26 protein-coding genes and 1 pseudogene are annotated in these 26119 nt (G+C 37.0%); 24 read left to right on the forward strand and 3 right to left on the reverse strand.

Features of this window, described 5'->3' with window-relative positions:
* Positions 1 to 3: 3 nt before the first annotated feature.
* The 8 genes from ACOZ9X_RS00805 (at position 4) to ACOZ9X_RS00840 (ending at position 9136) form a co-directional block, all read left to right on the forward strand.
* Positions 4 to 1281: a nucleotide sugar dehydrogenase gene (locus tag ACOZ9X_RS00805; RefSeq protein WP_423416616.1), complete on the forward strand. Its 1278-nt coding sequence runs from the start codon at positions 4 to 6 to the stop codon at positions 1279 to 1281.
* 344 nt (positions 1282 to 1625) lie between these two features.
* Complete coding sequence (locus tag ACOZ9X_RS00810) at positions 1626 to 2726, forward strand: glycosyltransferase family 4 protein (protein WP_423416617.1); 1101 nt, start codon at positions 1626 to 1628, stop codon at positions 2724 to 2726.
* Between the two features lie 5 nt (positions 2727 to 2731).
* Positions 2732 to 3445: a WecB/TagA/CpsF family glycosyltransferase gene (locus tag ACOZ9X_RS00815; RefSeq protein WP_423416618.1), complete on the forward strand. Its 714-nt coding sequence runs from the start codon at positions 2732 to 2734 to the stop codon at positions 3443 to 3445.
* Positions 3446 to 3511: 66 nt separating this feature from the next.
* Positions 3512 to 4549 carry a GNAT family N-acetyltransferase gene (locus ACOZ9X_RS00820; RefSeq protein ID WP_423416619.1) on the forward strand — a complete coding sequence of 346 codons (1038 nt, stop codon included), beginning with the start codon at positions 3512 to 3514 and terminating at the stop codon, positions 4547 to 4549.
* A 13-nt stretch (positions 4550 to 4562) separates the two neighbouring features.
* Complete coding sequence (locus ACOZ9X_RS00825; RefSeq protein ID WP_423416620.1) at positions 4563 to 5459, forward strand: PIG-L deacetylase family protein; 897 nt, start codon at positions 4563 to 4565, stop codon at positions 5457 to 5459.
* Positions 5449 to 6906 (forward strand): O-antigen ligase family protein, encoded by a 1458-nt coding sequence (locus tag ACOZ9X_RS00830; protein ID WP_423416621.1) that lies wholly within the window; start codon positions 5449 to 5451, stop codon positions 6904 to 6906. The genes ACOZ9X_RS00825 and ACOZ9X_RS00830 overlap by 11 nt, the downstream gene beginning before the upstream one ends.
* Entirely contained in the window at positions 6903 to 8015 is a 1113-nt protein-coding gene (locus ACOZ9X_RS00835) for a glycosyltransferase family 4 protein (protein WP_423416622.1), read from the forward strand. The genes ACOZ9X_RS00830 and ACOZ9X_RS00835 overlap by 4 nt, the downstream gene beginning before the upstream one ends.
* Positions 8016 to 8095: 80 nt before the next feature.
* On the forward strand, positions 8096 to 9136 hold the full coding sequence (locus ACOZ9X_RS00840; protein ID WP_423416623.1) for a glycosyltransferase family 4 protein: 1041 nt from the start codon (positions 8096 to 8098) through the stop codon (positions 9134 to 9136).
* Between the two features lie 78 nt (positions 9137 to 9214).
* On the opposite strand, the gene ACOZ9X_RS00845 is transcribed toward ACOZ9X_RS00840, so the two are convergent.
* Together ACOZ9X_RS00845 and ACOZ9X_RS00850 are read right to left on the reverse strand one after the other, a co-directional pair.
* Positions 9215 to 10204, reverse strand: a complete 990-nt coding sequence (locus ACOZ9X_RS00845) for an LCP family protein (protein WP_423416624.1) — start codon at positions 10202 to 10204, stop codon at positions 9215 to 9217.
* Positions 10205 to 10401: 197 nt separating this feature from the next.
* On the reverse strand, positions 10402 to 11034 hold the full coding sequence (locus tag ACOZ9X_RS00850) for a YigZ family protein (RefSeq protein WP_423416625.1): 633 nt from the start codon (positions 11032 to 11034) through the stop codon (positions 10402 to 10404).
* A 313-nt stretch (positions 11035 to 11347) separates the two neighbouring features.
* On the opposite strand from ACOZ9X_RS00850, the gene ACOZ9X_RS00855 reads away from it, so the two are divergent.
* Both ACOZ9X_RS00855 and ACOZ9X_RS00860 read left to right on the forward strand, forming a co-directional pair.
* Positions 11348 to 12496 carry a sensor histidine kinase gene (locus ACOZ9X_RS00855; RefSeq protein ID WP_423416626.1) on the forward strand — a complete coding sequence of 383 codons (1149 nt, stop codon included), beginning with the start codon at positions 11348 to 11350 and terminating at the stop codon, positions 12494 to 12496.
* 12 nt (positions 12497 to 12508) lie between these two features.
* Complete coding sequence (locus tag ACOZ9X_RS00860) at positions 12509 to 13240, forward strand: response regulator (protein WP_423416627.1); 732 nt, start codon at positions 12509 to 12511, stop codon at positions 13238 to 13240.
* 325 nt (positions 13241 to 13565) lie between these two features.
* Here the strand turns inward: ACOZ9X_RS00860 and ACOZ9X_RS00865 are convergent, their stop codons facing one another.
* Positions 13566 to 15359 (reverse strand): ATP-binding protein, encoded by a 1794-nt coding sequence (locus tag ACOZ9X_RS00865; RefSeq protein WP_423416628.1) that lies wholly within the window; start codon positions 15357 to 15359, stop codon positions 13566 to 13568.
* 155 nt (positions 15360 to 15514) lie between these two features.
* Here ACOZ9X_RS00865 and ACOZ9X_RS00870 point away from each other — a divergent pair, with 155 nt between their 5' ends.
* The 14 genes and pseudogenes from ACOZ9X_RS00870 to ACOZ9X_RS00935 form a co-directional block, all read left to right on the forward strand.
* On the forward strand, positions 15515 to 16438 hold the full coding sequence (locus ACOZ9X_RS00870) for an ROK family protein (RefSeq protein ID WP_423416629.1): 924 nt from the start codon (positions 15515 to 15517) through the stop codon (positions 16436 to 16438).
* 129 nt (positions 16439 to 16567) lie between these two features.
* On the forward strand, positions 16568 to 17416 hold the full coding sequence (locus ACOZ9X_RS00875) for a DegV family protein (protein WP_423416630.1): 849 nt from the start codon (positions 16568 to 16570) through the stop codon (positions 17414 to 17416).
* A gap of 49 nt (positions 17417 to 17465) precedes the next feature.
* A complete protein-coding gene (locus ACOZ9X_RS00880) occupies positions 17466 to 18962 on the forward strand; it encodes a DEAD/DEAH box helicase (RefSeq protein ID WP_423416631.1) in 1497 nt (498 codons plus the stop codon).
* Positions 18959 to 19669 (forward strand): ComF family protein, encoded by a 711-nt coding sequence (locus ACOZ9X_RS00885; protein ID WP_423416632.1) that lies wholly within the window; start codon positions 18959 to 18961, stop codon positions 19667 to 19669. The genes ACOZ9X_RS00880 and ACOZ9X_RS00885 overlap by 4 nt, the downstream gene beginning before the upstream one ends.
* Before the next feature lie 82 nt (positions 19670 to 19751).
* Complete coding sequence (locus ACOZ9X_RS00890) at positions 19752 to 20147, forward strand: TIGR03826 family flagellar region protein (protein WP_423416633.1); 396 nt, start codon at positions 19752 to 19754, stop codon at positions 20145 to 20147.
* Positions 20148 to 20233: 86 nt separating this feature from the next.
* Positions 20234 to 20500, forward strand: a complete 267-nt coding sequence (gene flgM / locus ACOZ9X_RS00895) for a flagellar biosynthesis anti-sigma factor FlgM (RefSeq protein WP_423416634.1) — start codon at positions 20234 to 20236, stop codon at positions 20498 to 20500.
* Positions 20501 to 20510: 10 nt separating this feature from the next.
* Positions 20511 to 20969, forward strand: a complete 459-nt coding sequence (locus ACOZ9X_RS00900) for a flagellar protein FlgN (protein WP_423416635.1) — start codon at positions 20511 to 20513, stop codon at positions 20967 to 20969.
* 18 nt (positions 20970 to 20987) lie between these two features.
* On the forward strand, positions 20988 to 22523 hold the full coding sequence (gene flgK, locus ACOZ9X_RS00905; protein ID WP_423416636.1) for a flagellar hook-associated protein FlgK: 1536 nt from the start codon (positions 20988 to 20990) through the stop codon (positions 22521 to 22523).
* A 10-nt stretch (positions 22524 to 22533) separates the two neighbouring features.
* Positions 22534 to 23430, forward strand: a complete 897-nt coding sequence (flgL, locus tag ACOZ9X_RS00910) for a flagellar hook-associated protein FlgL (RefSeq protein ID WP_423416637.1) — start codon at positions 22534 to 22536, stop codon at positions 23428 to 23430.
* A 62-nt stretch (positions 23431 to 23492) separates the two neighbouring features.
* Positions 23493 to 24050 (forward strand): DUF6470 family protein, encoded by a 558-nt coding sequence (locus ACOZ9X_RS00915; RefSeq protein WP_423416638.1) that lies wholly within the window; start codon positions 23493 to 23495, stop codon positions 24048 to 24050.
* A gap of 25 nt (positions 24051 to 24075) precedes the next feature.
* Entirely contained in the window at positions 24076 to 24519 is a 444-nt protein-coding gene (gene fliW, locus ACOZ9X_RS00920; RefSeq protein ID WP_423416639.1) for a flagellar assembly protein FliW, read from the forward strand.
* A gap of 3 nt (positions 24520 to 24522) precedes the next feature.
* Complete coding sequence (gene csrA, locus ACOZ9X_RS00925; RefSeq protein WP_379675883.1) at positions 24523 to 24750, forward strand: carbon storage regulator CsrA; 228 nt, start codon at positions 24523 to 24525, stop codon at positions 24748 to 24750.
* Between the two features lie 155 nt (positions 24751 to 24905).
* Positions 24906 to 25643: a flagellin gene (locus ACOZ9X_RS00930; protein WP_423416640.1), complete on the forward strand. Its 738-nt coding sequence runs from the start codon at positions 24906 to 24908 to the stop codon at positions 25641 to 25643.
* Between the two features lie 359 nt (positions 25644 to 26002).
* Positions 26003 to 26116, forward strand: a pseudogene (locus tag ACOZ9X_RS00935) (flagellin); the annotation flags it as partial.
* Positions 26117 to 26119 lie beyond the last annotated feature (3 nt).

Genomic DNA, 26119 nt, shown 5'->3' on the forward strand with positions numbered 1-26119 from the left:
ATAATGAAGAAAATCTGTGTAGTGGGACTTGGCTATATTGGCTTACCAACAGCCGCTATATTTGCTCGGTCTGGTTATGAAGTTGTCGGAGTTGATGTAAATGAAAAGGTTGTATCTTCTTTAAATAGCGGAGAGATATTAATCGAAGAAGTTGGATTACCCGAACTTGTAAAAGAAGTAGTAAGTAATGGAAATCTAAAAGCTTCTCTAGCACCCGAAGAAGCTGATGTATATATTATTGCCGTACCTACACCAATTCATGATGATCATTCAGCAAATGTGGATTATGTAGTAGAAGCTTCAAAAAATATTGCTCCATTGTTGAAAAAAGGGAATGTAGTAATTGTTGAATCCACTATTCCACCACGTACAATCGATGATATCGTTGCTCCAATTTTAAAGGAGAAAGGTTGGAATTTGGAAGATGATGTGTTCCTTGCACATTGTCCAGAACGTGTACTACCTGGAAGAATTCTAATTGAACTCATTGAAAACACTCGAATTGTGGGCGGGGTAACCCCACAGGCATCAAAAAAAGCTGGAGATGTTTACCGAGCAGTTGTAGAAGGACAAGTTATCGAAACAGAAGCTATAACTGCTGAAATGTCAAAACTAATGGAAAATACATTCCGTGATGTAAATATCGCCCTTGCCAATGAGCTCGTTAAAATTTCACGACGTATTGGTGTAAACGCACATCATGTTATTGAACTTGCAAATATGCATCCTCGAGTAAATATTCATCAACCAGGACCTGGAGTTGGTGGTCACTGCTTAGCAGTAGACCCGTATTTTATTATCGAGAAAGCAGTTGAAGAATCGCCACTTATTCAACAAAGTCGAAAGATTAACAATTCTATGCCTGATTTTGTTGTTAATGAAATTAAACATCTGGTTAGTGAATTAAATAAACCGAAAGTAGCAATCTTAGGTTTAACATATAAAGGGAACATAGACGATGTTCGTGAGAGTCCAGCCATGGAAATCTTGCAAGAACTTCTAAAGAATGATGAACTAAACATTGCTGTTCACGATCCTTTCGTACAACAAGAAAAATTAAAAGTAACCAATAATTCTTTAGACGATGCTCTTACCGGTGCTGATTTAGCTGTTGTGTTAACAGATCATAACCAGTTTAAGAATATGGACGAGAATAAAATTGTCACACTTATGAAGCATCCTGTGATTTTTGATACTAAAAATTGTATTGGAATTAAGGATGACGGTCCAATCAATGTGTATAAAATTGGAAACCTTTCCGGGATCAATCCAATTTCATAAAATGAGAGCTCTGAATGAATTTCCATTCAGAGCTTTTTCAGTTTTTATTACCCTATTGGTAATTATTTTACATATTATGTCGACAAATATGTGTAACGTGACTGTATGTTTATTTTGAAAATAAAGGGTATAAAACCATTTGCAAATTCTTAATGGTTTTAATGATAATTTTTTGTTAATTACATATCTCTTTTCGCTAGATTGTGCTATTATTATTTTTGGAAATTACTAATCATTTTTTTGGTCGAGACAGGTCGAAAAAAGAGTTTATACATCGAAAAATTGATATGAAACAAAAATAGTGGGAATATATCGTATAAATACAGATACTGAGAGGTGCCAGAATGCTATTGCATTACTTCGTTACACTAGTGATCTCATTTGCATTAAGTATCATACTTACTCCTTTTGTAATTAAATTAAGTTATAAAATCGGAGCAGTTGATAAACCAGATAAGAGAAAAGTTCATACTCGCATAGTACCACGACTCGGCGGATTAGCCATATATGGCGGTATTGCAGGTGCATTGGTATATGTATTTAATATAATTGATTTATCATTTAGTATATTACTAGCTTCAACAATAATTGTTCTAACAGGTATTATAGATGACAGATATAATATAAAGCCGTGGCAGAAATTATTTGGTCAAATGATAGCTACATTAATTATCTTGATTGACGGTTTTAGCATTAATTACATTACTATACCGTTTACTGATGGTTACTATTTGGAAATAAACAGTTGGATCGCTTTACCTATAACTATTATTTGGATTATAGGGATTACGAATGCGATTAATTTAATTGATGGATTAGACGGACTTGCTGCTGGTGTTTCTGCGATTGCTGCTTTTTCAATTTTTGCTATAGCAGCAAGTATGGGTAATATACCAGTTGCTTTAATTGCTTTAGCGATTTTAGGAAGTACTTCTGGATTCTTATTCTTTAACTTTAATCCTGCTAAAATATTTATGGGGGACACTGGATCTCTGTTATTAGGATTCCTACTCGCTGTCCTTTCAGTAATGGGCTTTAAACAGGTTACTTTTGTTACATTAATTATTCCAATTATTATTCTTGCCGTTCCAATCACTGATACACTGATTGCAATTGTAAGAAGAAAAGTAAATAAAATGGGAATTATGGATGCCGATAAGAATCATTTGCATCATCGTCTACTTGATTCTGGCTTTACCCATAAACAGGCTGTTTTATTTATTTACTTTATTGCAGGGGTGTTTGGAACAGCTGCGGTCTTTTTAAACAATGCTAACCTTTTATCGTCTATGATCGTGTACGGTTTATTGTTGCTGATAATTGAACTTCTTATTGAAAAGTTAGCGTTGATCAGTAAAAAATACAGACCATTAATTACTTTATACGATAGGGTTAAAGTTGTCATTATTGATAATAATTATAATAAATACAATCGAAAAGGCTAGGTTATATGCAAAAAGAAAACTTTTTAGGTGTAGATGTTTCAAACTTATCTTATTCTGAAATTCTACTGTCATTAAAAGAAAGAATGGATCAAAATTTAAAATCGACTATTATAGCTGTAAATCCTGAAAAGATTATTACTGCTAATAATGATCCTCAACTTATGAATTTAATAAATAATTCTACTTATCAAATTCCTGATGGCGTAGGTATACTATTAGCATCTAAGTTAGTAAATGGAAATGTTAATTCTAGAGTTACCGGGGTCGATATGATGGAGCATCTACTTCGTTTCTCTGCTGAAAATGGTTACCGTGTATTTTTGTATGGGGCTAAGGAAGAAGTTGTTTCCGAAGCCAAACGAAAGATTGAACTTAACTATCCAACTATTTCTATTGTTGGTTATGCTAATGGTTATGTGAAAGATAACGATGCTTTAGTAAACCAAATAAATGAAGCACAAGCTGATATATTGTTTGTAGCTATGGGGAGTCCTAAACAGGAACTTTGGATTAGGGATCATATGAATCAGCTAAATGCCAAGGTATACCAAGGTGTAGGTGGGAGCTTTGATGTGTTCAGTGGTTATGTGAAACGCGCACCTGCTGTATTTCGAAAGTTTGGGCTTGAATGGCTTTACAGACTACTTTCCCAACCATCTCGTTTGAAACGTCAACTAGCACTGCCCAAGTTTCTAATTAAAGTATTATTAAAACGTTAAAGGCTTGATGGTTCAAGCCTTTTTATTTAGTTTGAATTAGTTTTGAGAAATGGAAAGGGGTCTGTCATGATTAGGGACTATGAGCCTGGTGATGAGAAGGGTATTCAGATACTGTTTAAAGAAGTGTTTAAGAAGGACAGATCAATTAAAGAATGGTATTGGAAATACACTCAAAATCCATATAAAAAACCTATTATTAAAATTTGGGATGAAGATGAAATTGCTGGACATGTTTCTTTAGTTCCATTTGCTGCGAAATGGTTTAAAGAAGAAGTAACGTTTGGAGCTCGTTTAGATACAATGGTATCACAAAAACACAGAGGGAAAAAAATATATCCGAAATTAAATGAGCGATTGTTTAAACAGGCACCTGAAAAGGGATTCGATTTTCTATTTGGTTTTCCTGCTGAACTTGCAAAAAAGCTATTGATCCGGGATAGTGGAGCAAAAGTAATAGGAGCAATTCCAAGATTACTTCATGTAAACAAATTCTCTAACTTATTATTAAGTAAGTTTCCTATGCTAAGACCCATTTCACCAATAATTCGTTTTATAGATGGTATGAGAAAACCAGCTAGAATAAATAATCAAAATGGAGAATTCAAAAAAATTGATGTTTGTGGACTGGAGTTTAATGAGTTATGGGAAAAAGTTAAAGACGATTACCCCATACTATTAAAAAGAGACGCAGCATTTTTAAACTGGAGATACCATGAACGTCCTGATTTTTCATACACGATGTATGGATATTATAGAAATGATTCACTTATTGGTTATGTAGTTGTTAATGAACAATCAAAACCCTTTTCAAAAGGATCAATAACTGTAGGTGTAATTGTAGATATCTTGGGTATAAATGAGCAAGATGTTTGGCATTCACTAATAAAAAAAGGAAAAGACGTCCTTAGTAATAGTGATATTATTAATACGTGGGCACTTAAGCATACTGTACTGTACAAAGAGCTTAAAAAAGCATCTTTTGTTCACAAAGATGAACCAATGTCACTCGTTGGCAAAAGTGTATCTTCTTCTATACCAAACAAAGATGAAGGTTTTAATATAAATAATTGGTTCATAACACCTGGAGATGTCGACTCATTTTAAGGAGAGAATATAATTGTTGAAACGAAAAGCTTTAAAAATAGCTAGACCTTTTATTACCCCTTTAAATGCGTATTTTCTGAAAAAATATTATAAGAATAATATGGAATTAACGCCTATAAAATCGATGAAGAAAATTTTAGTTCTGGCACCTCATGTGGATGATGAAACAATTGGATTAGGTGGTACTATTTTAAATGCAGTTTCGAACGGGACTGAAGTTCATTGTATTTATATCACTGATGGCAGTAAAAGTGTTTCTGGACTCTCTAAAGAAGGGCTTATGGCAGCAAGAAAACAAGAGGCTGATAAAGTTCAGCAGATCCTAGGAATACATACAATAAAATATTTTGATCAGCCTGATGGACAAGTAACAGTAAATCAGCAGGTTGTTAAAAAATTAGCAAGTTATATTGAGAAATTCGATCCGGACATCATTTTCACTACAACATTTATTGATTGTCACCCAGATCATGTAGCAACAGCTAGAATACTTGCGAATAGTTTAGAGGAAATAAACTTCAATGGTGAAATTTGGAGCTATGAAATCAATTGTCCTATAGATCCATCTTATATAAATCGAGTAATTGACGTAACTAATCAATCTGAGAAAAAGAATGCTGCACTTTCTGTTTTTCAGTCACAGGCGATAGATTTTGATGGATTTGTTTATTTGTCTCAGGTAAAGCGAGTCTTACTAAAAAATCACGCCAATATCAAATCTGTAGAAACCTTTTTAGCTTTATCTCCAGCAACATTTATTCAAGTATCAGAAAGATTAAATGGAGAAGGAACTCATTTTAGTCATTTATTTAGGCAAGTGAATAAAACTGAAACACTTCTGCTAGGGGTACTCCCAAATCGACAACAAAAGCATGAATTATACAGAAAGGGGTATCATTTTGAAAGTTAATATTAAAGAGTTTTCTTTTCTTTTAGCTGCTTTTTTACTCACAGCACTCTGCCTGATATGGACCAATAATATACTTGGTTTGACTGTTACAGCATTATTTGCTGCATACGCCTTTTTTAGACCCAAAAACGGACTACTATTATTAATCATGTATTTTCCAATCAGAGCCTTTTTAATTGAGGTTAATCCCGCATTAAAAGGGATTGGTGACTTAATAATAATAGCTATTTTTCTTAAAGTTGTCTTCATGAACAGAAAGAAATTCAAAAGCTTATTTCACTTTGATTTTTTTGAAATTTCTTTTATCATCTTTTGTTTAATTGGTGCTATTTCTGCAATTATCACAGGTGTATCCCCTGTTGCGATTGTATTCCAACTACGTGCATTTATAATTGCATTCCTGCTTTACTACATCGTAAAAAGGTTGGACATTAAGAAAGAAGACATCTATAAATTCTTATGGGTTGTTGTACTCACAGCAATAATAATTTGTATTCAAGGTTTAGTGGAGAAGATTTCTATAAGAACAGTATTGTTACCAGAAGCATGGGAGCAGAAGAGAATTTCGCCAACAAATAAAGACAGAATTTACGGGTTAATTGGGAATCCGAATGTTTTAGCAGTATTTTTATCTATATCATTTTTACTTACAATGATTTTGCGTTCAATGGTTGAATTAAAAAAAATTAAGCATATCCTTTTTATTATTTTGGTTTTAATTGCAGGCACACTTGAATTAACTTACTCTAGAGGTACTTTTTTAGCAATAACGGTAGGTGTAATTGCCTACTTTATATTAACAAGAAATATTAAAAAGATAAGTTTAATCGCAATGACAATCATTTTGGGGACCATATGTATTTTTTATCCTGCAAACTACTTGGCTGACAGTTATTCAAAAAAACTTGAGGAAGCCAATACGGGTGAGTTACAAGGTGAAGATGATGAGACACCTGAACCTAAAGAAGATAAGCCAAATGATCGGATCGCGGAAAGTTTTGATGAAGATACCCTAAGTTTAAGCAAAAAAAGTGGTAGATTGTTTGTTATTGACAAAGGATTTCAAGTATTTAAAGATAATCCTCTTATAGGGACTGGTTTTGCGACTTTTGGAGATTCAGCTACTAAAAGTTTTTCCTCTCCTATATATGAAGAGTATGGTATATCTAGAAATATTTATTCAGATAATCAATACATTCAAATTATTGCTCAAACCGGTGTTACAGGCGTCCTAATTTTCGCTAGTTTCTTACTAAGTATGTTATGGATGTTATGGAAATTCAGAAAAGAAAATAAATTCACCATACCTCTAATAGCTCTATTGTTAGCTACATTTGTGTGGGGATTATTTTATAATATATGGGAAAACAAAACGTTTACTGTGTATTATTTTATCCTCCTAGGATATCTATTTAATTATAATTCATATAGGAGAAAATCTTTATGAAAGTCCTTCATGTAATAAGCGGAGGAGAAACTGGGGGCTCCAAAAATCATATTTTAAGTCTACTCCAAGGTCTCCCTAAAAAAGAAGTAATGTTATGTGTATTTCAAGAAGGGCTCTTATATGAGCAAGCGAAACAATTAGGTATAGAGGTAAAAATACTAAAACAAATATCAAGATATGATTTGTCCATCTTGACAAGGTTCAAAAAACTGATTCGTGAAAATCAAATTGAAATCGTACATTCACACGGAGCTAGAGCTAATTTATACTGCTATTTTGTAAGCTACTTTAAACAATCGTTTAAATGGATTACTACCGTTCATAGTGACCCACGTGATGATTTTATTCGTGGAGGTATAAAAGGAAAAGTATTTACAAGTATAAATATGCACATTCTTAAGAAAATCAATTATTTTTTTGCTGTATCAGAACGGTTTAAACAAATGCTATGCGAATTTGGAATTAAAGAAGAAAAAATTGAAACAATTTATAATGGTATAGATTTCAAAAAAAAATTTCCTGCTAAACTTGAACGTAGTGATATAGGATTATCGGATGAAGATTTTGTGATCATCATGGTTGCAAGGCTCCACCCAATTAAAGGTCACACCGAAGTGTTTAAAGCTTTACAGAAATTGGTTTTAAAAAACAGAAAAGTGAAATTACTTTTAGTTGGAGATGGTCCAATAAAAGATCAATTAGTTGAAGATGTTACATCAATGAACCTTGAGAAAAACGTGGAATTTTTAGGATTCCAATCTGATGTGCATAGTTACTTTTGTCTTGCTGATATTAAGATACTTGCTTCTTACAGTGAAAGTTTTCCCCTGGTATTACTTGAAGCGGCAAGAGCCAATACTCCAATTATATCTACGGATGTAGGAGGGGTAAAAAACTTAATTAACAGTGAAGAATTAGGTTGGGTGATCCCGGTTAAAAATATTGATTCCATTGAACAAGCGCTGAATGAAGCACTGGAAAAGAAAAATAAGCATTTGTTAGATGGAATGGGAAAAAAGCTGCATGATAGAGCCAAAGAAGAGTTTTCTATTGAAAAATTGGTGAATCAAACATATCTACATTACAAAAAAATATTAAATGGTAAGTAAAGTACTCGAATAATTTTCGAGTACTTTTTTATTGGTTGAAATATTTGTTTATAGGAAATGTTAACAGGGGAGGGATTAAAATGACATACCTGTACCTTTTAGTAATCAGCTTCTTAACAACACTTCTTATAACACCATTAATCATCAAATTGGCAATAAAATTAAAAGTCACCGACCAGCCGAATAATAGAAAAGTCCATGTACGTAAAACACCTAGTATGGGTGGATTGGCTATGTACATTGGTTTTTTGATAAGTATTTATATTTCAGGTATTGAAAATGACTTTCTTTTACCAATTATTATTGGTACGCTAGTGATCATTATTACAGGTATGTTAGATGATTATTTCGAATTGCGCCCACTTTTAAAGCTAACAGGTCAAATTATAGCAGCTGCTGTTGTAATAAATAATGGTGTAGTCGTCGAATTTATTAACATCCCATTTGGGAGTACTATAAATCTTGGATGGCTTAGCATTCCTCTTACATTGTTATGGATATTAGGTATAACTAATGCGATCAATCTAATTGATGGGTTAGATGGGCTTGCGGCAGGAGTAACATCAATTGTTTTATTAACTATAACAATCATAGCCTTTAGTATGTTCAATTACTTTGTTGTATTTCTAGCAATGGTATTATTAGGAGCCAATTTAGGTTTTTTAGTTTATAACTTTTATCCAGCTAGAATCTTCATGGGGGACACGGGTTCATTGTTTTTGGGGTTTATGCTATCTGTAATTTCATTACTAGGCTTTAAAAATGTGACTTTATTCTCTTTGATTATTCCCGTACTAATTTTAGGAGTTCCCATTTCAGATACATTCTTCGCTATAGTGAGAAGAGCAGTTAATAAACAACCTCTGTCTCATCCTGATAAATCACATTTACATCATTGTTTAATGAGAATCGGTTATTCACATAGGCAGACCGTCATTATCATTTATGGAATTAGCACTTTATTTGGCTTATTTGCCATCTTGTTCTCTAAAACAACACTTTGGGGAGCAGTTATCATAATAACACTCATTTTAGTAGGTCTAGAACTGCTAGCAGAGTTTGTAGGTCTGATTAATAAAAATTATCGACCAATCTTAAATTTTTTTAAAAGGATAAAATAAGTGTAAGGTCAAAAAGAATTAAAAGAGATTTAAAAAGGCACACAAACATTATTATGTTTGTGTGCCTTGACTTTTATTTTATTCTGTAGGGACTTGATATTCTAGGTGCTCTTTAAGCTTTTCTGAAACTTCATCAACAGATTCCTCATCTAACTCATAATAATAAGCTCCAGTGCTCATTTCGTCATATCCCTCAATTTTTAAGTTTTCAATCTCATTAATACTTTTTGCATATTTAAACAGTGCTAATATGTTTCCAAATGAAAAATTGGTCGACATATTGTCTCCCACAGTATCAATCAAAGTACCGTACTTTGGGATTGATTCCATTTCTGCTGCTTTTTTTATGATAGCCTCAACAAGTTGTTTCTGTCGATCTCCTCTATATATATCAGAATCTAATTTACGAGTTCTTGCATAAGCAAGTGCTTCTTCTGGACTAAGTTCCTGTAACCCAGGTTTTAAGTGAATAGCGCCTGCTTGGTCTTTACTATTCTGCTCTTTAATTTCTTTTTCTACATTTATCTCGACGCCGCCTAAAGCATCAATAACTTCTAGAAATGCATCAAAATTTAGTTTTACATAATAGTCGACTGGAACGTCAAAGAGTTCTTCTACAGTTTCGACCGTTAAGTCCATACCACCAAATGAATGCGCGTGAGTAATTCGGTCCTTATGATCACGACCAGGAATCTCAACTTTAGAGTCACGTGGAATACTAACCATTTTAACAGTTTTATCTTCACGATTAAAAGTAGCTAATATTAATGCATCGGTACGAACACCTTGATAATTATCACTATCACCAAATTTTCTCGTAGAACTATCATCAACACCTGCCAAGAGCACCGAAAAGTGGTCTTCTGAAGGGTCAATTGCAGTTTCTCGTCTTTCTGATTTATTTCCACGTTCTAAATCCTCATTTGCGTTTGAAGTTGCGTTAGCTAACTTATAAGTAAGATAAGAACCATATCCAACAGATGCCAACACAATAACAAGTAAAGGAACGAGAAAAAGTAGAATACGACGCCGTCTTTTTTTCCTTTTACGTATAACTTTTCTATTCATAATGGAAAAACTCCTTTAAAGTCAAAAAATGAAAATCAATAACCATAGTATAGTTCTTTCGAGAAGAAATTATAGATTGTTGGTGTTAAACCTACATAATTTTTTGGCAATAGTTTAATGTTAAAAGAGTCTGAAAAAAATAGCAATAAAATTTTTGTTACATTTTGTTGAAATTAGGCAAAAACGACTAGTAATTTTTAAATGTTTCTTTCTAAATATTCTTGCTCACCGAAAACAATCTCACTCTGTGCGTTTGAAAGGTCGATGATCCAATCTTTAAATGTTTCTCTTTCTTTTATCGGTACATACATCTGAATCTCGACTTTTTCCATATAGTTCATCTCTTTGATGGGGTAGACAGAGTTGCGCAGTTCGTTCTCCATCTTTCCGAGAAGCGTATAATCCACGGTGATGTGTATGATTTGTTGAAGTTGACGTTCTACAACGCCAATGTGATTGAGGCCTTCTGAAACGGATTTGCCGTATGCCCTGATGAGTCCTCCAGCACCTAATTTGATTCCGCCGAAGTAACGTGTGACAACAGCAACTGTGTCTTTCAATTCCCGTTTTTTAAGTACTTCTAACATCGGAACACCTGCTGTACCACTTGGTTCTCCGTCATCGTTCGCTTTTTGAACGTTGTCGGTTTCTCCGATTAAGTATGCCGAGCAGTTGTGTGTGGCACTGTTGTGTTCCTTTTTAATTTTTTGAATGAAAGCCTGGGCTTCTTCTTCAGTAGTAGCTCGTGCAATATGAGCGATAAAACGAGATTTTTCAATGATGATCTCGTGCTGCCCTTCATTTTTTACGGTAAGATAATTGGCAAGCATATGTGATAAAACTCCTTTAAGTAATGAATATTATGAATTTGAAGTCAATTTTGTCGAATAATCTTCATGTTTCAAGTGTATCGTGTTATCCTTCATTATATGGTGATTATAAAAAGCATTCAAATTCTTAAAAAAATTTCAGTAAGAAAAGTCATAAAATTCCACATCCTGGCGAATGTAGTATATTAGAAGGATTAATGTCTTCGCGGTATGATTCGTTCAGGTGGGTAGTAAGTCCTATATATAAATTAGGCAAGATGGTTCTAGAACTTCCGGCTACACTTCTTTATCGTTTTAATTGGGGGAAATTTACATGACTGCAGCTAAGTTAACGATAGATCCACATTTGTTGGACGGAATACTAAATCAAACCATCGATACGGTTACGGCAAGTCAATCACAAATCTTTGAGATCAGTGAACATTCTCGCCAAGAGTTTCAGCAGCTGCGACGTGAGCTTGAGCTAGTGAAGCAGCAGGTTATTGAGGTTATTCATAAGTCTGACCGGACCGAGGAATATGCAAAGCTTGCCCGAACTAGACTGGCAGAAGTGAGCAAGCATTTTCAAAAGTATAGCGAATCTGATATTCGTGATGCCTATGAGAATGCAAACAAGTATCAGATTGAACTTTCAATCATCCGTCAAACAGAGAAACAGCTTCGAGAGAAAAGAGATGAGCTCGAGCGGAGAATTGGCGCGTTGAACGAAACGGTTCAAAAAGCAGAGTCTCTGGCAGGTCAGATTTCAGTTGTTTTAAATTATCTGAACGGTGATTTAAGAAAAATTAATGAACTCGTGCAAAACGCTCAGCAAAAACAAGAGTTTGGACTTCAAATTATTGAAGCTCAAGAAGAAGAGCGTAAACGTGTCTCACGTGAAATCCATGACGGACCAGCTCAATTGATGGCAAATGTGCTAATTCGCTCAGAACTGTTAGAGAAAATCTTTGTAGAAAAAGGAACTGAGGCAGCCCGTGTTGAAATAAAAGATTTACGGGTTATGGTCCGAAATTCCTTGAAAGAGGTACGTAGAATTATCTACGACCTGCGCCCGATGGCCCTAGACGATCTTGGTATCGTTCCGACATTAGACAAATATTTACGTAATGTTAAAGAAAGTACTGGTATAGAAGTTGAGCTTCATGCGCTTGGTCAGACTCGACGGTTTCCGAATAAGATGGAGATTGCGATTTTCCGTTTGATCCAAGAGTCGGTGAGCAATGCCGTTAAGCATTCAGAAGCCAAACTGATTGAGGTAAAGTTAGAGTTTACTCAAAAGTTTATTTCATTATATATCCGAGATGATGGCAAAGGGTTCGATATGGCACAGCCTACTAAATCAAATTCCTTTGGCATGATGGGGATGAGAGAGCGGGTCGAACTGCTCGAAGGAACTTTAAAAGTGAAATCCCGCATAAACTTCGGTACAAGTGTTTACATTCAAATTCCCATTCAAGACTAGGAGGGTTCACACATGAATAATGTTAATGTGTACGAAAATAACGCCTCAGCACCTGAGAAAACAAGAATAGCAATTATCGATGACCACCGTTTGTTCCGTGAAGGAGTAAAACGTATTCTAGATATGGAGGATCAATTCTCTGTTGTTGCTGAAGGTGATGATGGCTCAGAAGCGGAAAATATCGTTCGAGACCATAATCCAGATGTGGTATTGATGGACATCAATATGCCAAACATCAACGGTGTTGAAGCAACGCGCCGTTTGGTTGAGAAGTCTCCTGATACGAAGGTGATTATCCTTTCGATTCACGATGATGAGACGTATGTGTCACATGCGGTTCAAACAGGTGCATCTGGTTACCTCCTAAAAGAGATGGATGCTGATTCATTGATTGAAGCGGTTCGTGTCGTTGCGGATGGAGGCGCTTATCTTCATCCGAAGATTACGTATAACCTGTTGAATGAGTTCCGTCGTTTATCGACTACGAATAAAACACAGCAGAGCAAAGCTGGTTTTGTTGAAGTGGAGTACCGTAAGCCGCTTCATATCTTAACGCGTCGTGAGTGTGAGGTTCTTCAGTTGTTGGCGGATGGACGCAGCAACCGTACGATTGGGGAAGAGCTTTATATTAGTGAGAAGACGGTTAAGAACCATGTGAGTAATATTCTGCAAAAGATGAATGTGAATGACCGTACGCAGGCTGTTGTTGAGGCGATCAAGAATGGTTGGGTTAAGGTACGTTGATTTATTTAGGAGAAAAGACCTTCGATTTGAAGGTCTTTTTTTGTTTTGGTTTATGGAGCGAGTGAGGTGGTGCGGGGATATATGATTGAAAATCTTTGTGGGTGGTTTTAGGGTTTTCAAGGATGCTTGAGAGAGGTTGATTTCCGCTCCAGGTTGCTCGCTTTCCGCGGGGCAGGCGGTGAGCCACATTCGTACGATTCACGTATAAGTGTCTCACCTGCCCACCTGTCCCGCAGGAGTCTCGCACCTTACGCTTCAATCAACTTTCAGAGAAGTTAAGGAATGAAAAACTCTCTCAGCAACATTCTTATAGTAGAGGCAAGAATTAACTCAAGCTCATTTCGAGGACTTTTTCTTCTGAAGGAACGCTTATTGGGAATTCTAGTGAGACTTTTGTTCCGTAGCCTTCTTTTGACTCGATCCTCATCTTTCCTCCGTGGTTCTGGACGATTTGGTAGCAGATTAAGAGGCCTAGTCCAGGGTTGCCTTCTTTTGTTGTATAGAACGGCTGTCCGAGCTTTGATAGGAGGTGCTCGGGGATGCCGGGTCCATCATCTTGAATGGCGATGGTGATATTTTCTTTCGTTTGTTTAAGTTGAAGCGAGATATTTCCCCATGAAGGTGTCGCTTCTAACGCATTTTTTACGATATTTAAAATGAGTTGAGCCAATAGATTTTCTTCGCATTTTAAGGTAACAGGTTGATCTGGCAAGTCGAGGTGTAGCGAGATGGTTTCAAAGTCTGTTTCTTCTTCTATAAATTTAAGCGAGCGTTTAATTACCTCGTTTAAGTCATGATCACTTTTTAAAATCATGTGTGGTCGAGCAAGTATCATAAGCTGGCTGATGATAAAGTTAATCCGATCTGTTTCTCGTAACATGATGCCTAGGAAATGGTGCGTTTCTGCTGTTGTATTTTGTGACTGAAACAATTGGGCGAATCCTTTTATTGAAGTTAGAGGGTTCCGTATCTCATGAGCAAGACCCGCCGCAAGTTCTCCGACATAAGCGAGCGTATTTGCTCTTTGTTTAAAGTTTAGGGCTTCATTTATCGCGGTCATATCTTTTGCGATTCCAATCACTGCGGTCATATCACTTCTTATTGAATAAGGGATGCTCGTAATATCGAGCTCTATTTCGTGTCCTTGTTTATGAATGATCGTAAGTGGGTGTTTGATTGTTTCGCCTTCAATCACTCTGGTTAAGTAATGAAGTGAATTTGAGATTTCATTTTCTTTTAAAAGATTCGTATATGGCATAGCGTGCAGCTCTTCCAGTGAATAGCCAGTAATCTGTACAAGAGATTGATTTACTTTAATAAAATTCAAATCGGGTCCGATCACAAAAACGCCTTCAGGATTCAATTCGAATAGTGAGTTATATCGGTGCTCAGATTCAAGTAGTTGAAATTGATGCTCAACGAGTCTCTTTTGGTTTCGCTGTTCTAAAATGTATAGAATCAATACGACGGTTGTCGCACCGAATACAAGTAAAGTAGCGGTCATGTTGATATTATTGATCGGAAAACTGCTATCCCAATCGAAAGTAGGCGTTCCAGCGATTAACCCCATCTCCCCGATATAGTGCATCAGACTAACGCCTAGTGTGAATGAAAGACTGGACAAAACAACTTTTGCTGAAAAATTTCTTAAAGTAAGAAGATAAAAACCAAGCAAGGAAAAACTATAAGCGGAAGAAATGGATAGAATGATAAATAAGAGATTAGGCTCCATTGGCATATGCATGTGCATGGACAACAATCCAATCACATGAACAGACACTAAGCCGATGCTAAATAAACTAACGGGTACAAAGAGTTTATTCTGCGGTCTTTGAGAGGTAAAATGTAAGAACGATACATAAGAGAAGAAAATACCTGCAGCGAGTGCTGCGGTAACGATTAAAAAATTATAATTCACCAGAACAGGACTTTGGACGGATAACATTCCCATGTAGTGCGTTGCCCATACTGCAATGCCCATTGTAACAGAACCTATCAGTAAGAATTGTTGCTGCGATTTTTGCTCTTCTGTGCGCCGAATGGCCCAATCCAGTGAGATTAAGGCAAACAGAAAGCAAACGAATAGAGAGAGTATTACGATATATAGATTATGATCCAATGGTCCTAGCCCTCCTTTAAAACATGTCTCACATTCTAATTTCTTCCATATCCGACAAAATCCTTCTTCATTCGAAAAAAACTTTTCAAAAGATTAATTATTCGTGTGCTTAATAATGAACAACAGTGTAGAAAACGGTTTGGAGGTGATTTAACTTGGTAAAAAAGTATGTATTAGCGGTTGATATAGGAGGCACTTCAATTGAGTGTGGACTGTTTGACTCCAGCGGAAATCTTCTTTCAACAAGTATGTTACATACAATGGAAGTGATGCAAGGTGATTTAGCAGAACATGTGGCAGAGGAATTAAGAAGGAAAATGGATGATAGCGGGATTTTGTTTGAAGAGGTCTACGGATTAGGAATAGGTGTGCCAGGAATCGTTGATGTGGAAAATGGAGTTGTGCTGAAAGCTCCGAGCTTAAAGTGGGATCACTATCCTATAAAAGAAAAGCTTCAGAGGTTGTTAGGGGTTCCTGTTTATATAGGAAATGACGTCAACACCGGCTTGTTAGGTGAAGTTGAAGCAGGCGGACTGAAATACGTTCAGCATGCTATTTATATGATGATCGGAACGAGTATTGGAGTTGGTCTCTTTTTAAATGGTGAAATATATGAAGGGCATCAGTTTTCTGCTGGAGAAGCAGCCTACATGATAACGGATAAATCTGTTCTACGTGAAGGGTTCCAACCAGCTCGTTCAGGATATGGCTTTCTTAGTTCAAAAGCTGGCGGATTTGGAATGGCACATGAATATGAGAAGAAAACAGGGAAGCTCGTTTCAGCACAGGAATTATTTTCCTTAGTGGAAAAAGGGGATGAAGCGGCGATTCATATAGTTAATGAAGCTGTTGATCATATTACTTCTGCTGTAATCAACATGACTGCCATTCTAAATCCTGAGGTAATTCTACTAGGCGGTGGAGTGGGAAGAGAGCTATCTCCATATCTTCAAAAAATGGATGGAAATCTCGAAAAATTTGTTCCTAACAAACCGAAATTAGTAATTTCCTCTATGCAAAATCGTTCCGTATTGTACGGTGCTTTTTCGTTATGCCGAAAACAGGTGAAAAGCTCATAAAGGATAGTTGAAGAAAAAAGAGAATACTTAGTGTAAGTAAATTTGAATTTAGTGAATTACTTTTTCTGATGGTGTACACTGTTAGAGGAGAAAAAAATAAGATTTTTGGCATAAGAGAGGACTAAAAATATGAGCAAGGTAGCCGTCATTACAGACAGTACTTCCTACATACCCGAACATATCCGCAACGAAAAAAATATTGTAATGATTTCGCTCAACGTGGTTTTTGATAAAGAAACATACAAAGAAGAAGCTGAAATAAAAGCAGACGATTTTTACGACATGGTTGGCAAAGAAGGAGCCCTTCCGAAAACTTCACAGCCTGCAATCGGTGAGCTTGTGGTACTATTAGAAGAGCTTTCTCAAAACTATGATGAAGCAGTGATGATCACACTATCGAGTGGGATAAGCGGAACGTATCAAAGTGCAGTAGCAGCCGGCGAGATGGTTGAAGGAATCAAGCTTCATGTATTTGATTCAGAGATCAGCTGTTCACCTCAAGCCTTTTATGTGTTAAAAGCTGCAGAACTAGCAAGCGAAGGCTCGAACGGTTATGACATTATGAATCATCTTTTGCAGATGAAGAACAATGGCATTCCAGCTTACTTCATGGTTGATGATTTAAATCATCTTCACCGTGGTGGTCGTTTGAACACCGCACAGCTTTTTGTAGGAAATCTACTTCAAATCAAACCGATTCTTCACTTTGAAGACAAAAAGATCGTTCCGTTTGAAAAAGTACGTACGAAGAAAAAAGCTTTAAAACGTATTTTCGACATCATGGATGAGACTGTAAAGCCGAATGACAAAGTAAAAATCAGTGTGATTCATGCTAAGCGTGAAGATGAAGCGGTTGAGATCGCTGACGAGCTGCGTGAAAAGTTTACAAACGCAGACGTCTGGGTTAGCTACTTCGGACCGGTAATCGGCACTCACTTAGGTGAAGGTTCACTCGGCATTACTTGGATAAAAGAATAATCATTGGAGAGATGAAAATGAAATCTCTAACACAAGGGGAGACAACACGATGAGGTTTGTCTCCCTTTTTTTAAACAACCGTTTAACAATAACTCCTGAAACCCTTGTGAACGATTTCTCTTTGAAAGCAGTCCCTTTTAGTGAACTTCCTGTATTAGAGCAACCTCCTTTAAACCCACCTTTTCAGTATGATGAGAAACTTCAACAAATTCTCTATGGTAAGAAACTTCTATTTGATGAATTAGCTTTTACAGTAGATCAAATTCAACTGCATTATGAAAATGGTTATGTGAAATATTCCATTGGTATTAGTAAAACTTCTAACGGTTATCTATGTAGTCGATGCGGAAATGAAACGAGCCGTTTGTTTGCGGTGTTTTCATGTTTTCGCTGTAAAAGTGAAAACTGTGCGTACTGCCGGAATTGTATCATGATGGGAAGAGTGAGCCAGTGTACGCCGTTAGTGACCTGGAGTGGACCTGAAGTGAAGTGGTCTCGTGAAAATAATCTACACTGGAATGGTGAGTTGTCGATTGGCCAGCAAGTGGCTTCTCGAAAGTTTGCGGACACTATCGGAAGTGAGAGTGAACTTTTGATTTGGGCGGTTTGTGGAGCTGGTAAGACTGAAGTTCTGTTTCAAGGGATTGAAAAAGCATTAAACCTCGGACTTCGTGTTTGTATAGCAACGCCTCGAACAGATGTTGTACTAGAATTAGCTCCTCGTTTAAAAGCGGTTTTTCCAAACACGATGGTTGCCAGTTATTATGGTGGATCAGAAGAACGTGAAACACCAGTGCAATTCGTCATCTCAACCACACATCAGTTGTACCGTTTTAAACAAGCGTTTAACATCATGATCGTCGATGAAGTCGATGCCTTTCCCTATTCCTACGATAAAACCCTTCAGCATGCAGTATCTAAAGCCGTTACACCAAAACACTTTCTTCTTTATTTATCTGCAACTCCTTCTAGAACGATGAAAAATGCTGTGATGAACGGGAATTTACCATGTGTGAAAATCCCAAAACGGTTTCATGGATTTCCATTACCTGTTCCAAAAATGGTTTGGGGTGGTGAGTGGAAGAAGAAGTTAGAAAGAGGAAAACTACCTGCTCCATTTCTTAAGTGGTTGAATGCTCAAGTTGAGAGTGGACGACGAGCAATGATATTTGTATCTTCAGTATCGGTTTTAGAAAAGCTCACAGAACTGATAAGGAAGGAAGTTGATGTATCCGTTGACAGTGTTCATTCAAAAGATTCACTTCGAAAAGAAAAAGTGTCTCAATTTAGGAATGAAGACATTCAGTTACTAGTGACTACAACCATCTTAGAACGTGGAGTTACTGTTCCATTTTTAGATGTAGCCATTTTTGGGGCGGATCACGATGTGTTCACAGAAAGTGCTATCGTTCAAATAGCAGGAAGAGCAGGGAGAAGTAAAGATGATTATAACGGTAAGGTACTTCTGTTTCATTACGGAAAATCACTAAGCATGATACAAGCAATCAACCATATAAAGAACATGAATAAGGAGGCTGGACTTTGAGTTACTGCCTATACTGTCATCAATCATATTCTGAAGCTTGGTCATGGGAAGCGCTGATTGGCTTAAAGGCATCCCCATTGTTGTGCCAGGACTGTGATGGGAAATTAATAAGAATAAAAGGTGAGATTTGTAGAATATGCGGTCGTGATTTTTCAGTATTTCCCGAGCAATATCGACAGGATGATTGTTGCTTTGACTGCATTCGGTGGGAGGAAAGTGATATATGGACCGGCGTTCTACAGCAAAATCGGTCACTTTATGTCTATAACGACTATATGAAAGAAATGATAGCCAAGCTGAAATATCGTGGAGATGCTGAAATAGTTAAAGCTTTTTACCCAGTGCTGAGTTCAGAGTTCAAAAAGATTTCCCATGATGCAATCATTGTTCCCATTCCTTTAAGTGACGAGCGACATTATGAAAGAGGATTTAATCAAGCTGAACTTTTGGCAAGAGGAATTCAAAAGCCAGTAGAACAACTATTAAAGAGAAAAACACATGAAGAGAAACAAAGTAAGAAAACACGTGAAGAACGGTTATCTCAAAAAAAGAATCCGTTTGAAGTAATAGATTCTGTAAAAGTGAAAGATCAGAAAGTCATTTTAGTGGATGATGTGTACACAACAGGAAGTACTTTGCGTTATGCGGTGAAAGTCCTGATTGAAGGAGGCGCGAAAGAAGTTTCGTCCATTACCCTAGCACGATAAATAAAACGAATGACCTGTTAAAACTCGCTCACTCAAATCCGATATATACAGAAGATAGAAGTGTTAAGGAGCGGGAAGCGATATGGACAATTTGATGAACTGTCCGCAGTGCGGCAAACTTTTTGTGAAGTACATACGTGAGCAGTGTGATGTGTGCTTTCGAGAAGAAGAACAAGATTATGATAAGGTCTACCGATATCTTAGAAAAAGTGAGAATCGAAAGGCCACGATCGTAGAAGTAAGTGAATCAACGGCAGTTGCTGAAAGTAAGATCATCTATTTCATTCACCAAGGAAGAATTCGTGTGAAAGGATACCCGAACTTTACGTATCCGTGTGATGGCTGCCAAGCACCAATTAACGATGGACGTTTATGCGAAGAGTGTAAAGTTCGAATTAAATCGGAACTAACGATTGAGGACTTAATTAGAAGGAAACAGGAGGAAGCATTACCTTCTTACCATACGGATGACAATTAACCTAATTTCTTTGCATCACTTAAAGAATTTTATAATTTAGCCGATACACTAAATAAGATTAAAGTCTCTAAATGAGGTGACTAAAAATGCGAATCAATCATTTCAACTCTATTCAAAATAACCCATACACAAAACAGGTGCCCCATATGAAAGATAATCATGTTAAGGCTGCATACAAAAAAGATGAGATTCAAATTTCTGATGAAGCAAAGAAACTCTTATCTTCCTCAAAATTTGAACAAGACCGGATGAATAAAGTGAATGAGATTAAACAACACGTGGATAGCGGAACATATCAAGTTAATATTTCTAAAACAGCAGCTTCCATTATTCAATACTACAAGCAAGTATAAGGAGGATTTCATGGAAACGGCACAGATGACATCACTTCTTGAACGTTTGCTTCAATCCCATGCAGATCTTCTAACTCTCGGAGAACGCAAAACAGAAGTGCTTAAATTAGGAGATATGAAATTACTAGACATTTTGTTAAAAGAAGAAGATCTTCAAGTGAAGAAACTGCAACAAATTGAAAAAGAAAGACTTGTTAAGTTTGCGAATGTCACGTTAGGTGATGTTTTAGAACAAGTAGAAGAACCGGAAAAAGAACGATTGTTGAATCTACAAAACAGACTGGTTGATATCTATGATGCTTTAAAGAATAGAAATCAGCTTAACCAGGGGTTGCTCGAGCAGTCACTTCAATATGTGAATATGTCACTTAGTATGATGCAGCCTCAAAGTGAACCAGTTACGTATAACCAGGCGAAAAAAAATCTTTATCAGAATAACACAGCATCACTTTTTGATTCTAAAGCTTAAACCTACGGAGGAATTACAATGCGCTCAACCTTTCATGGATTAGAAACAGCCCGTCGAGGAATGTTTACACAGCAAACCGCTCTTCAAACGACAGGGCATAATATAGCAAATGCGAATACTCCAGGGTATAGCCGTCAAAGAGTGAACTTTGTTCAAACTGAAGCATATCCGGCAGCGAGCATGAACCGTCCACAAATTCCAGGACAAATGGGAACCGGTGTAGCGGCTGGATCCGTACAGCGTGTTCGCGAAGGATTTCTTGATACTCAATTTCGAGGAGAGAACAACAAGCTGGGCTATTGGGATGCTAGAAGTGAAGCACTTGAAAAGATGGAAGACATCATGAACGAACCATCTGACAACGGTTTAGCAAAAACCCTTGACCGATTTTGGCAATCACTACAAGATCTTTCTGTTAACCCTGAAGATTCCGGTGCAAGATCAGTTGTGCGTCAGCGTGGTTTGGCAGTAGCAGAAACATTTAATTATCTATCAAATTCATTAACTTCGATACAAAGTGACTTGAAGTCGCAAGCTAATATCACGACAAAAGAAATTAATGCACTTCTTGACGATATTCAGAGCATTAATAAGCAGATCAGTGAAGTTGAGCCACACGGTTATTTGCCAAACACACTCTACGATGAGAGAGATAGTTTAGTAGATCGTTTATCCACATTACTAAATGTAGAAGTGACTACAAAGCCAAGCGGCGGCAAACCAGATCCACTAGCTGCTGGACTTTATGATATTAAGATGAGAGATAAAGATGGTAATGAGTTCACATTAGTAAATTCCGCAACAGGACAGGTTAACCACCTTGAAATTAAATATGATGATGCAGCAGGTGGTAATGGATTAGCGGACAGCGTTGAAGTGGGCGGTAATCCGATTGAAGTTAGTAAGTTTGCGGGTGGTAAGTTACAAGGTTTGATAGAATCATTCGGTTATAACGATGGTGGTAATGTAAAAGGCATCTATCCAGAGATGCTTACAAACCTGGATCAAATGGCTTATCAGTTTGCGACAGAATTTAATGAAGTTCACGCTAATGGATGGAGTCTATCGGAGATTGAGGCAGGTGCTCCGACCGGTTATAATTTCTTCGATCTTGGAGGTGTCTCTGATCCGATAAATCCTAAAGGTGCAGCAAAATCACTAAAACTTCATGATGACATGAAAGAGTTGGATAACATTGCAGCTGCAACTAACCAATTTGCTGGGGACGGGAGCAATGCTTTACTCCTAGGTGATGTAAAGAATGCACCATTAGATTTTCCAGGCAGTAAGTCATCTTTACAAAGCTTTTACGAAGGAGCAATTGGTAAGATGGCAGTTGATGCTCAGCAAGCGGTACGTTTAACAAACAACTCAGCTGTATTGACGGATTCCGTTCAACAACGCCGTTTGTCTGTAAGTGGAGTCTCTTTAGATGAAGAAATGACGAATATGATTCAGTTTCAACATGCTTACAACGCATCTGCTCGAAACATTACAGTAATAGACGAGATGCTTGATAAAATCATTAACGGCTTGGGTGTCGGCGGAAGGTAGGTGCAACTAAATGCGCGTAACGCAATCGATGTTATCTAGTAACATGCTGCGACATATAAGTAATAGCTATGAAAGTATGGCCAAAACACAAGAACAATTAACAACGGGTAAAAAGATAAGCCGTCCATCAGATGATCCAGTCGTTGCGATGAAAGGCATGACATACCGAACAAACTTAACAGAGGTTGAGCAGTACAAGCGTAATCTATCTGAAGCGTATAACTGGATGGAGAACTCAGATGCGGCTCTTGATAAAGCAACAAGTGTCATGCAGCGAATTCGTGAGCTGACGGTTCAGGCAAGTAACGGGACGTATGAAGAATCTCAAAAAGGCATGATTGGAAAAGAGATTGAGCAATTAAAAGATCATCTCGTTTCTATTGCCAATACACAGGTTGCTGGGAAGTACATTTTTAATGGGAATGATACAACGAATAAACCAGTTGATTTGAGCAAAACACCTTACGTTTCAGAAAATCCTAATCCAGTTAATATTGAGCTATCTCAAGGTATTGAAATAGCAGTTAACATTGATCCTAAAAATGTATTTACTCATACAGCTGGTACACCGGAAAGTGGTTTGTTCGGAGATATCAATGAGTTGTTGAAAGCGCTAGAAGGAACCTCAGGAGAAGATGTTAGTGGATTTCTAGATAAGTTAGATTCTCACATGAATAATTTAGTTGCCGAACGTGCAGAATTAGGGGCAAGATACAATCGTGTAGAACTAATCGATGCTCGAGTTGGAGAGCAAGAAGTCATCGCTAACCGAATACTTTCTGATAATGAAGATGCAGATATCGAGCGTGTAATTACAGACTTAAAGATGCAAGAAAGTTTGCACCGTGCGGCATTAGGAGTAGGATCTCGCATTATGCAACCGACACTTATGGACTTTTTACGATAAACCAAAGAGAGCTATCCTTGTGATAGCTCTTTTCTTGCAATAAAAACCTTTTGGAGGGATTAATGATGAATGTTCCTCAACTTAGACTAGAGTCAACGAATGCTAGAATAGGTCTAGATATACAACAGCCTGTTCAAGAAATTCAACAAGCCCCCGCTGATTTGAAAATTAAACAGCCAAAAGCAGAACTAGAAGTGAATCGAACACTAAGTCAATTAACGATTGATCAAACAGAGGCATGGGCTGATATGGATTTAAAACACATTTCACGCAGGATTGAAGAGTTTGCACAAAGAGGTTATGAAGATTGGCTATCTGGTCTGGCTCGGATGTCCCAAGAAGGCGATGACTTGATGAGAGTAGAAAACGGCGGCAACCCAATAGCGGAACATGCCAAAATGAATAGTGAAAGTCCGATGTATGAGTTTAACATCGGCTTTATTCCGAGAGCAAACAGTGTGAAAATCAATTATCAACCTAGTAAAGTTCAACTAAATTGGCAGACTCACAAACCAGAGATTGATATTACGGTTAATAGACCTCAGCATCAGTATACTCCTGGTAAGGTAAATATTAGTATAGAACAAATGCCTTCTTTAAAAATCAACTGGACGACATAGAATACAAAAGTAAAGGATGATTGCTATGATACTTTATACAAAATTTGAAGAAATAATAGAGATATCTGAGAATGATATCTTACATTTTGAACAAGGATTACCAGGTTTTGAAAACGAAAAAGAATTTGTTCTTTTACCTATGGAAGGGACTCCATTTTCAACCCTGCAATCGGTATCCAATAAAGAACTCGCTTTTTTTACCACAAATCCATTTTTATTCTTTAAGGATTATGATTTTGAATTAGTAGAATCAGTGCAAAAACTATTAAATATAAAAGAAGAATCTGATGTGTTGGTTCAAATCATCTTAACGATGCAAGAACCGTTAGAAAAATCGACAGGTAATCTTCAGGCGCCTGTAGTGATTAACGTAAAAGAAAATCTAGCTAAACAAGTGATTCTTGCGGATAACAAATACCGAACAAGACATGAATTATTAGAAACTAGCACTGTCGGACAGGAGGGTTAAGGAATGCTTGTATTAACCCGAAAATTACAAGAGGCAATTAGAATCGGTGAAGACATTGAATTAACCGTGTTATCAATTGATGGAGATCAAGTGAAATTAGGAATTTCTGCGCCTAAACATATAGAGATACACCGTAAAGAAGTCTTTTTAGCAATTCAACAAGAGAACAACCAAGCAGCAAGCACTTCACTTAACACTTTTCAAGCATTAAAAAAGTTAAAAAATAAGTAAAACTATTAAAGATGTTTGTAATTACTCCGATATAACGAATGTAGGAACAAGCAGTACTTTTAACGGCCGTAAAAGGCTGTAAGTTCCCAAGAAATAAAACACATCCAACCAACCACAAGGACGTGGGAGGAACACATTCAAGGAGGAAATAAAAAATGAGAATTAATCACAATATCGCAGCGCTTAACACTTACCGTCAATTATCAACAAACAGTACCAATACAGCAAAATCACTAGAAAAATTATCTTCTGGACTTCGTATTAATAAAGCTGGAGATGATGCAGCTGGTCTATCTATTTCTGAAAAAATGCGTGGGCAAATTCGTGGATTAGACCAAGCATCGCGTAATGCTCAAGATGGAATTTCTTTAATTCAAACAGCTGAGGGTGCTTTAAGTGAAACTCACTCCATTTTACAACGTCAGCGTGAACTGATTGTTCAAGCAGGTAATGGTGGTACTTTACAACCTGAAGATTTAGCTTCAATCCAAGCTGAAATCGGAGAGTTAAATACTGAGCTGACTGGAATATCTACTCGTACAGAATTTAACGGAAAGAAATTATTAGATGGATCTTTCTCTGAAGATTTCCAAATTGGTGCTAATTCTGGGCAACAACTTTCTTTGCTTATTGACTCAGGAGTAGCTACTGAAGGATTTGGAGCAACTGATTTAGGTGTAGATGTTATTGCCCCAGACGGTACAAAAGCACAATTTGATATCGATATTGCTTTAGTAGACACAGCAATTGGGAAGGTTTCTGCAGCAAGATCAAAACTTGGTGCAAATCAAAATCGTTTAGAACACACTATTAATAACTTAAATAACGCATCAGAAAACTTAACGGCTGCGGAATCTCGTGTCCGTGACGTGGATTATGCCTTAGCTGCTTAATTAGTAGAAATAGGCACAGTCGTCCTGACTGGGAACGGTCAGTGATTACTACTGGGTGAATGGCTGGAAAGTCCTTAAGCTGTCTTCCCCACAACGTAGCTGGAAACGGCAAGCGTGATGGGCTAAAAAGAAGAGAGATTGGGCAATCAGCCGCCAAGCTCCTGTGAGGAAACTCTGGAGAAGGTTCAACGACTAGGATATACCACCTAAAGCGTTTACAAGTTATGGTGATGAAATCCGTAGGTGAAGCAACATTTGAGAGATGTTTGCAGATCCGAAGTGCCCAGCCCCTACGCTCTATTTAGAGGACAGAGGGTGAAGATATAGTCTAGTCATACATGAAAGTGTATGTTCGCACGATGGCGAAAGAAATGATGGAGTTCACTAAGAACAACATTCTCTCTCAAGCAGCTCAAGGAATGCTGGCTCAAGCAAATCAGCAACCCCAAGGAGTTCTTCAACTTCTTCGTTAAATT

This window comes from Fictibacillus nanhaiensis (assembly GCF_049537595.1).
Lineage (GTDB): Bacteria > Bacillota > Bacilli > Bacillales > Fictibacillaceae > Fictibacillus > Fictibacillus nanhaiensis_F.

Bases quoted from the DNA above. Each gene is read 5' to 3' on its own strand.
- ACOZ9X_RS00805 (WP_423416616.1), top strand. From the start codon at position 4: ATGAAGAAAATCTGTGTAGTGGGACTTGGCTATATTGGCTTACCAACA.
- ACOZ9X_RS00810 (WP_423416617.1), top strand. From the start codon at position 1,626: ATGCTATTGCATTACTTCGTTACACTAGTGATCTCATTTGCATTAAGT.
- ACOZ9X_RS00815 (WP_423416618.1), top strand. From the start codon at position 2,732: ATGCAAAAAGAAAACTTTTTAGGTGTAGATGTTTCAAACTTATCTTAT.
- ACOZ9X_RS00820 (WP_423416619.1), top strand. From the start codon at position 3,512: ATGATTAGGGACTATGAGCCTGGTGATGAGAAGGGTATTCAGATACTG.
- ACOZ9X_RS00835 (WP_423416622.1), top strand. From the start codon at position 6,903: ATGAAAGTCCTTCATGTAATAAGCGGAGGAGAAACTGGGGGCTCCAAA.
- ACOZ9X_RS00840 (WP_423416623.1), top strand. From the start codon at position 8,096: ATGACATACCTGTACCTTTTAGTAATCAGCTTCTTAACAACACTTCTT.
- ACOZ9X_RS00845 (WP_423416624.1), bottom strand. From the start codon at position 10,204: ATGAATAGAAAAGTTATACGTAAAAGGAAAAAAAGACGGCGTCGTATT.
- ACOZ9X_RS00850 (WP_423416625.1), bottom strand. From the start codon at position 11,034: ATGCTTGCCAATTATCTTACCGTAAAAAATGAAGGGCAGCACGAGATC.
- ACOZ9X_RS00855 (WP_423416626.1), top strand. From the start codon at position 11,348: ATGACTGCAGCTAAGTTAACGATAGATCCACATTTGTTGGACGGAATA.
- ACOZ9X_RS00860 (WP_423416627.1), top strand. From the start codon at position 12,509: ATGAATAATGTTAATGTGTACGAAAATAACGCCTCAGCACCTGAGAAA.
- ACOZ9X_RS00875 (WP_423416630.1), top strand. From the start codon at position 16,568: ATGAGCAAGGTAGCCGTCATTACAGACAGTACTTCCTACATACCCGAA.
- ACOZ9X_RS00880 (WP_423416631.1), top strand. From the start codon at position 17,466: ATGAGGTTTGTCTCCCTTTTTTTAAACAACCGTTTAACAATAACTCCT.
- ACOZ9X_RS00890 (WP_423416633.1), top strand. From the start codon at position 19,752: ATGGACAATTTGATGAACTGTCCGCAGTGCGGCAAACTTTTTGTGAAG.
- flgM (WP_423416634.1), top strand. From the start codon at position 20,234: ATGCGAATCAATCATTTCAACTCTATTCAAAATAACCCATACACAAAA.
- ACOZ9X_RS00900 (WP_423416635.1), top strand. From the start codon at position 20,511: ATGGAAACGGCACAGATGACATCACTTCTTGAACGTTTGCTTCAATCC.
- flgK (WP_423416636.1), top strand. From the start codon at position 20,988: ATGCGCTCAACCTTTCATGGATTAGAAACAGCCCGTCGAGGAATGTTT.
- flgL (WP_423416637.1), top strand. From the start codon at position 22,534: ATGCGCGTAACGCAATCGATGTTATCTAGTAACATGCTGCGACATATA.
- ACOZ9X_RS00915 (WP_423416638.1), top strand. From the start codon at position 23,493: ATGATGAATGTTCCTCAACTTAGACTAGAGTCAACGAATGCTAGAATA.
- fliW (WP_423416639.1), top strand. From the start codon at position 24,076: ATGATACTTTATACAAAATTTGAAGAAATAATAGAGATATCTGAGAAT.
- csrA (WP_379675883.1), top strand. From the start codon at position 24,523: ATGCTTGTATTAACCCGAAAATTACAAGAGGCAATTAGAATCGGTGAA.
- ACOZ9X_RS00930 (WP_423416640.1), top strand. From the start codon at position 24,906: ATGAGAATTAATCACAATATCGCAGCGCTTAACACTTACCGTCAATTA.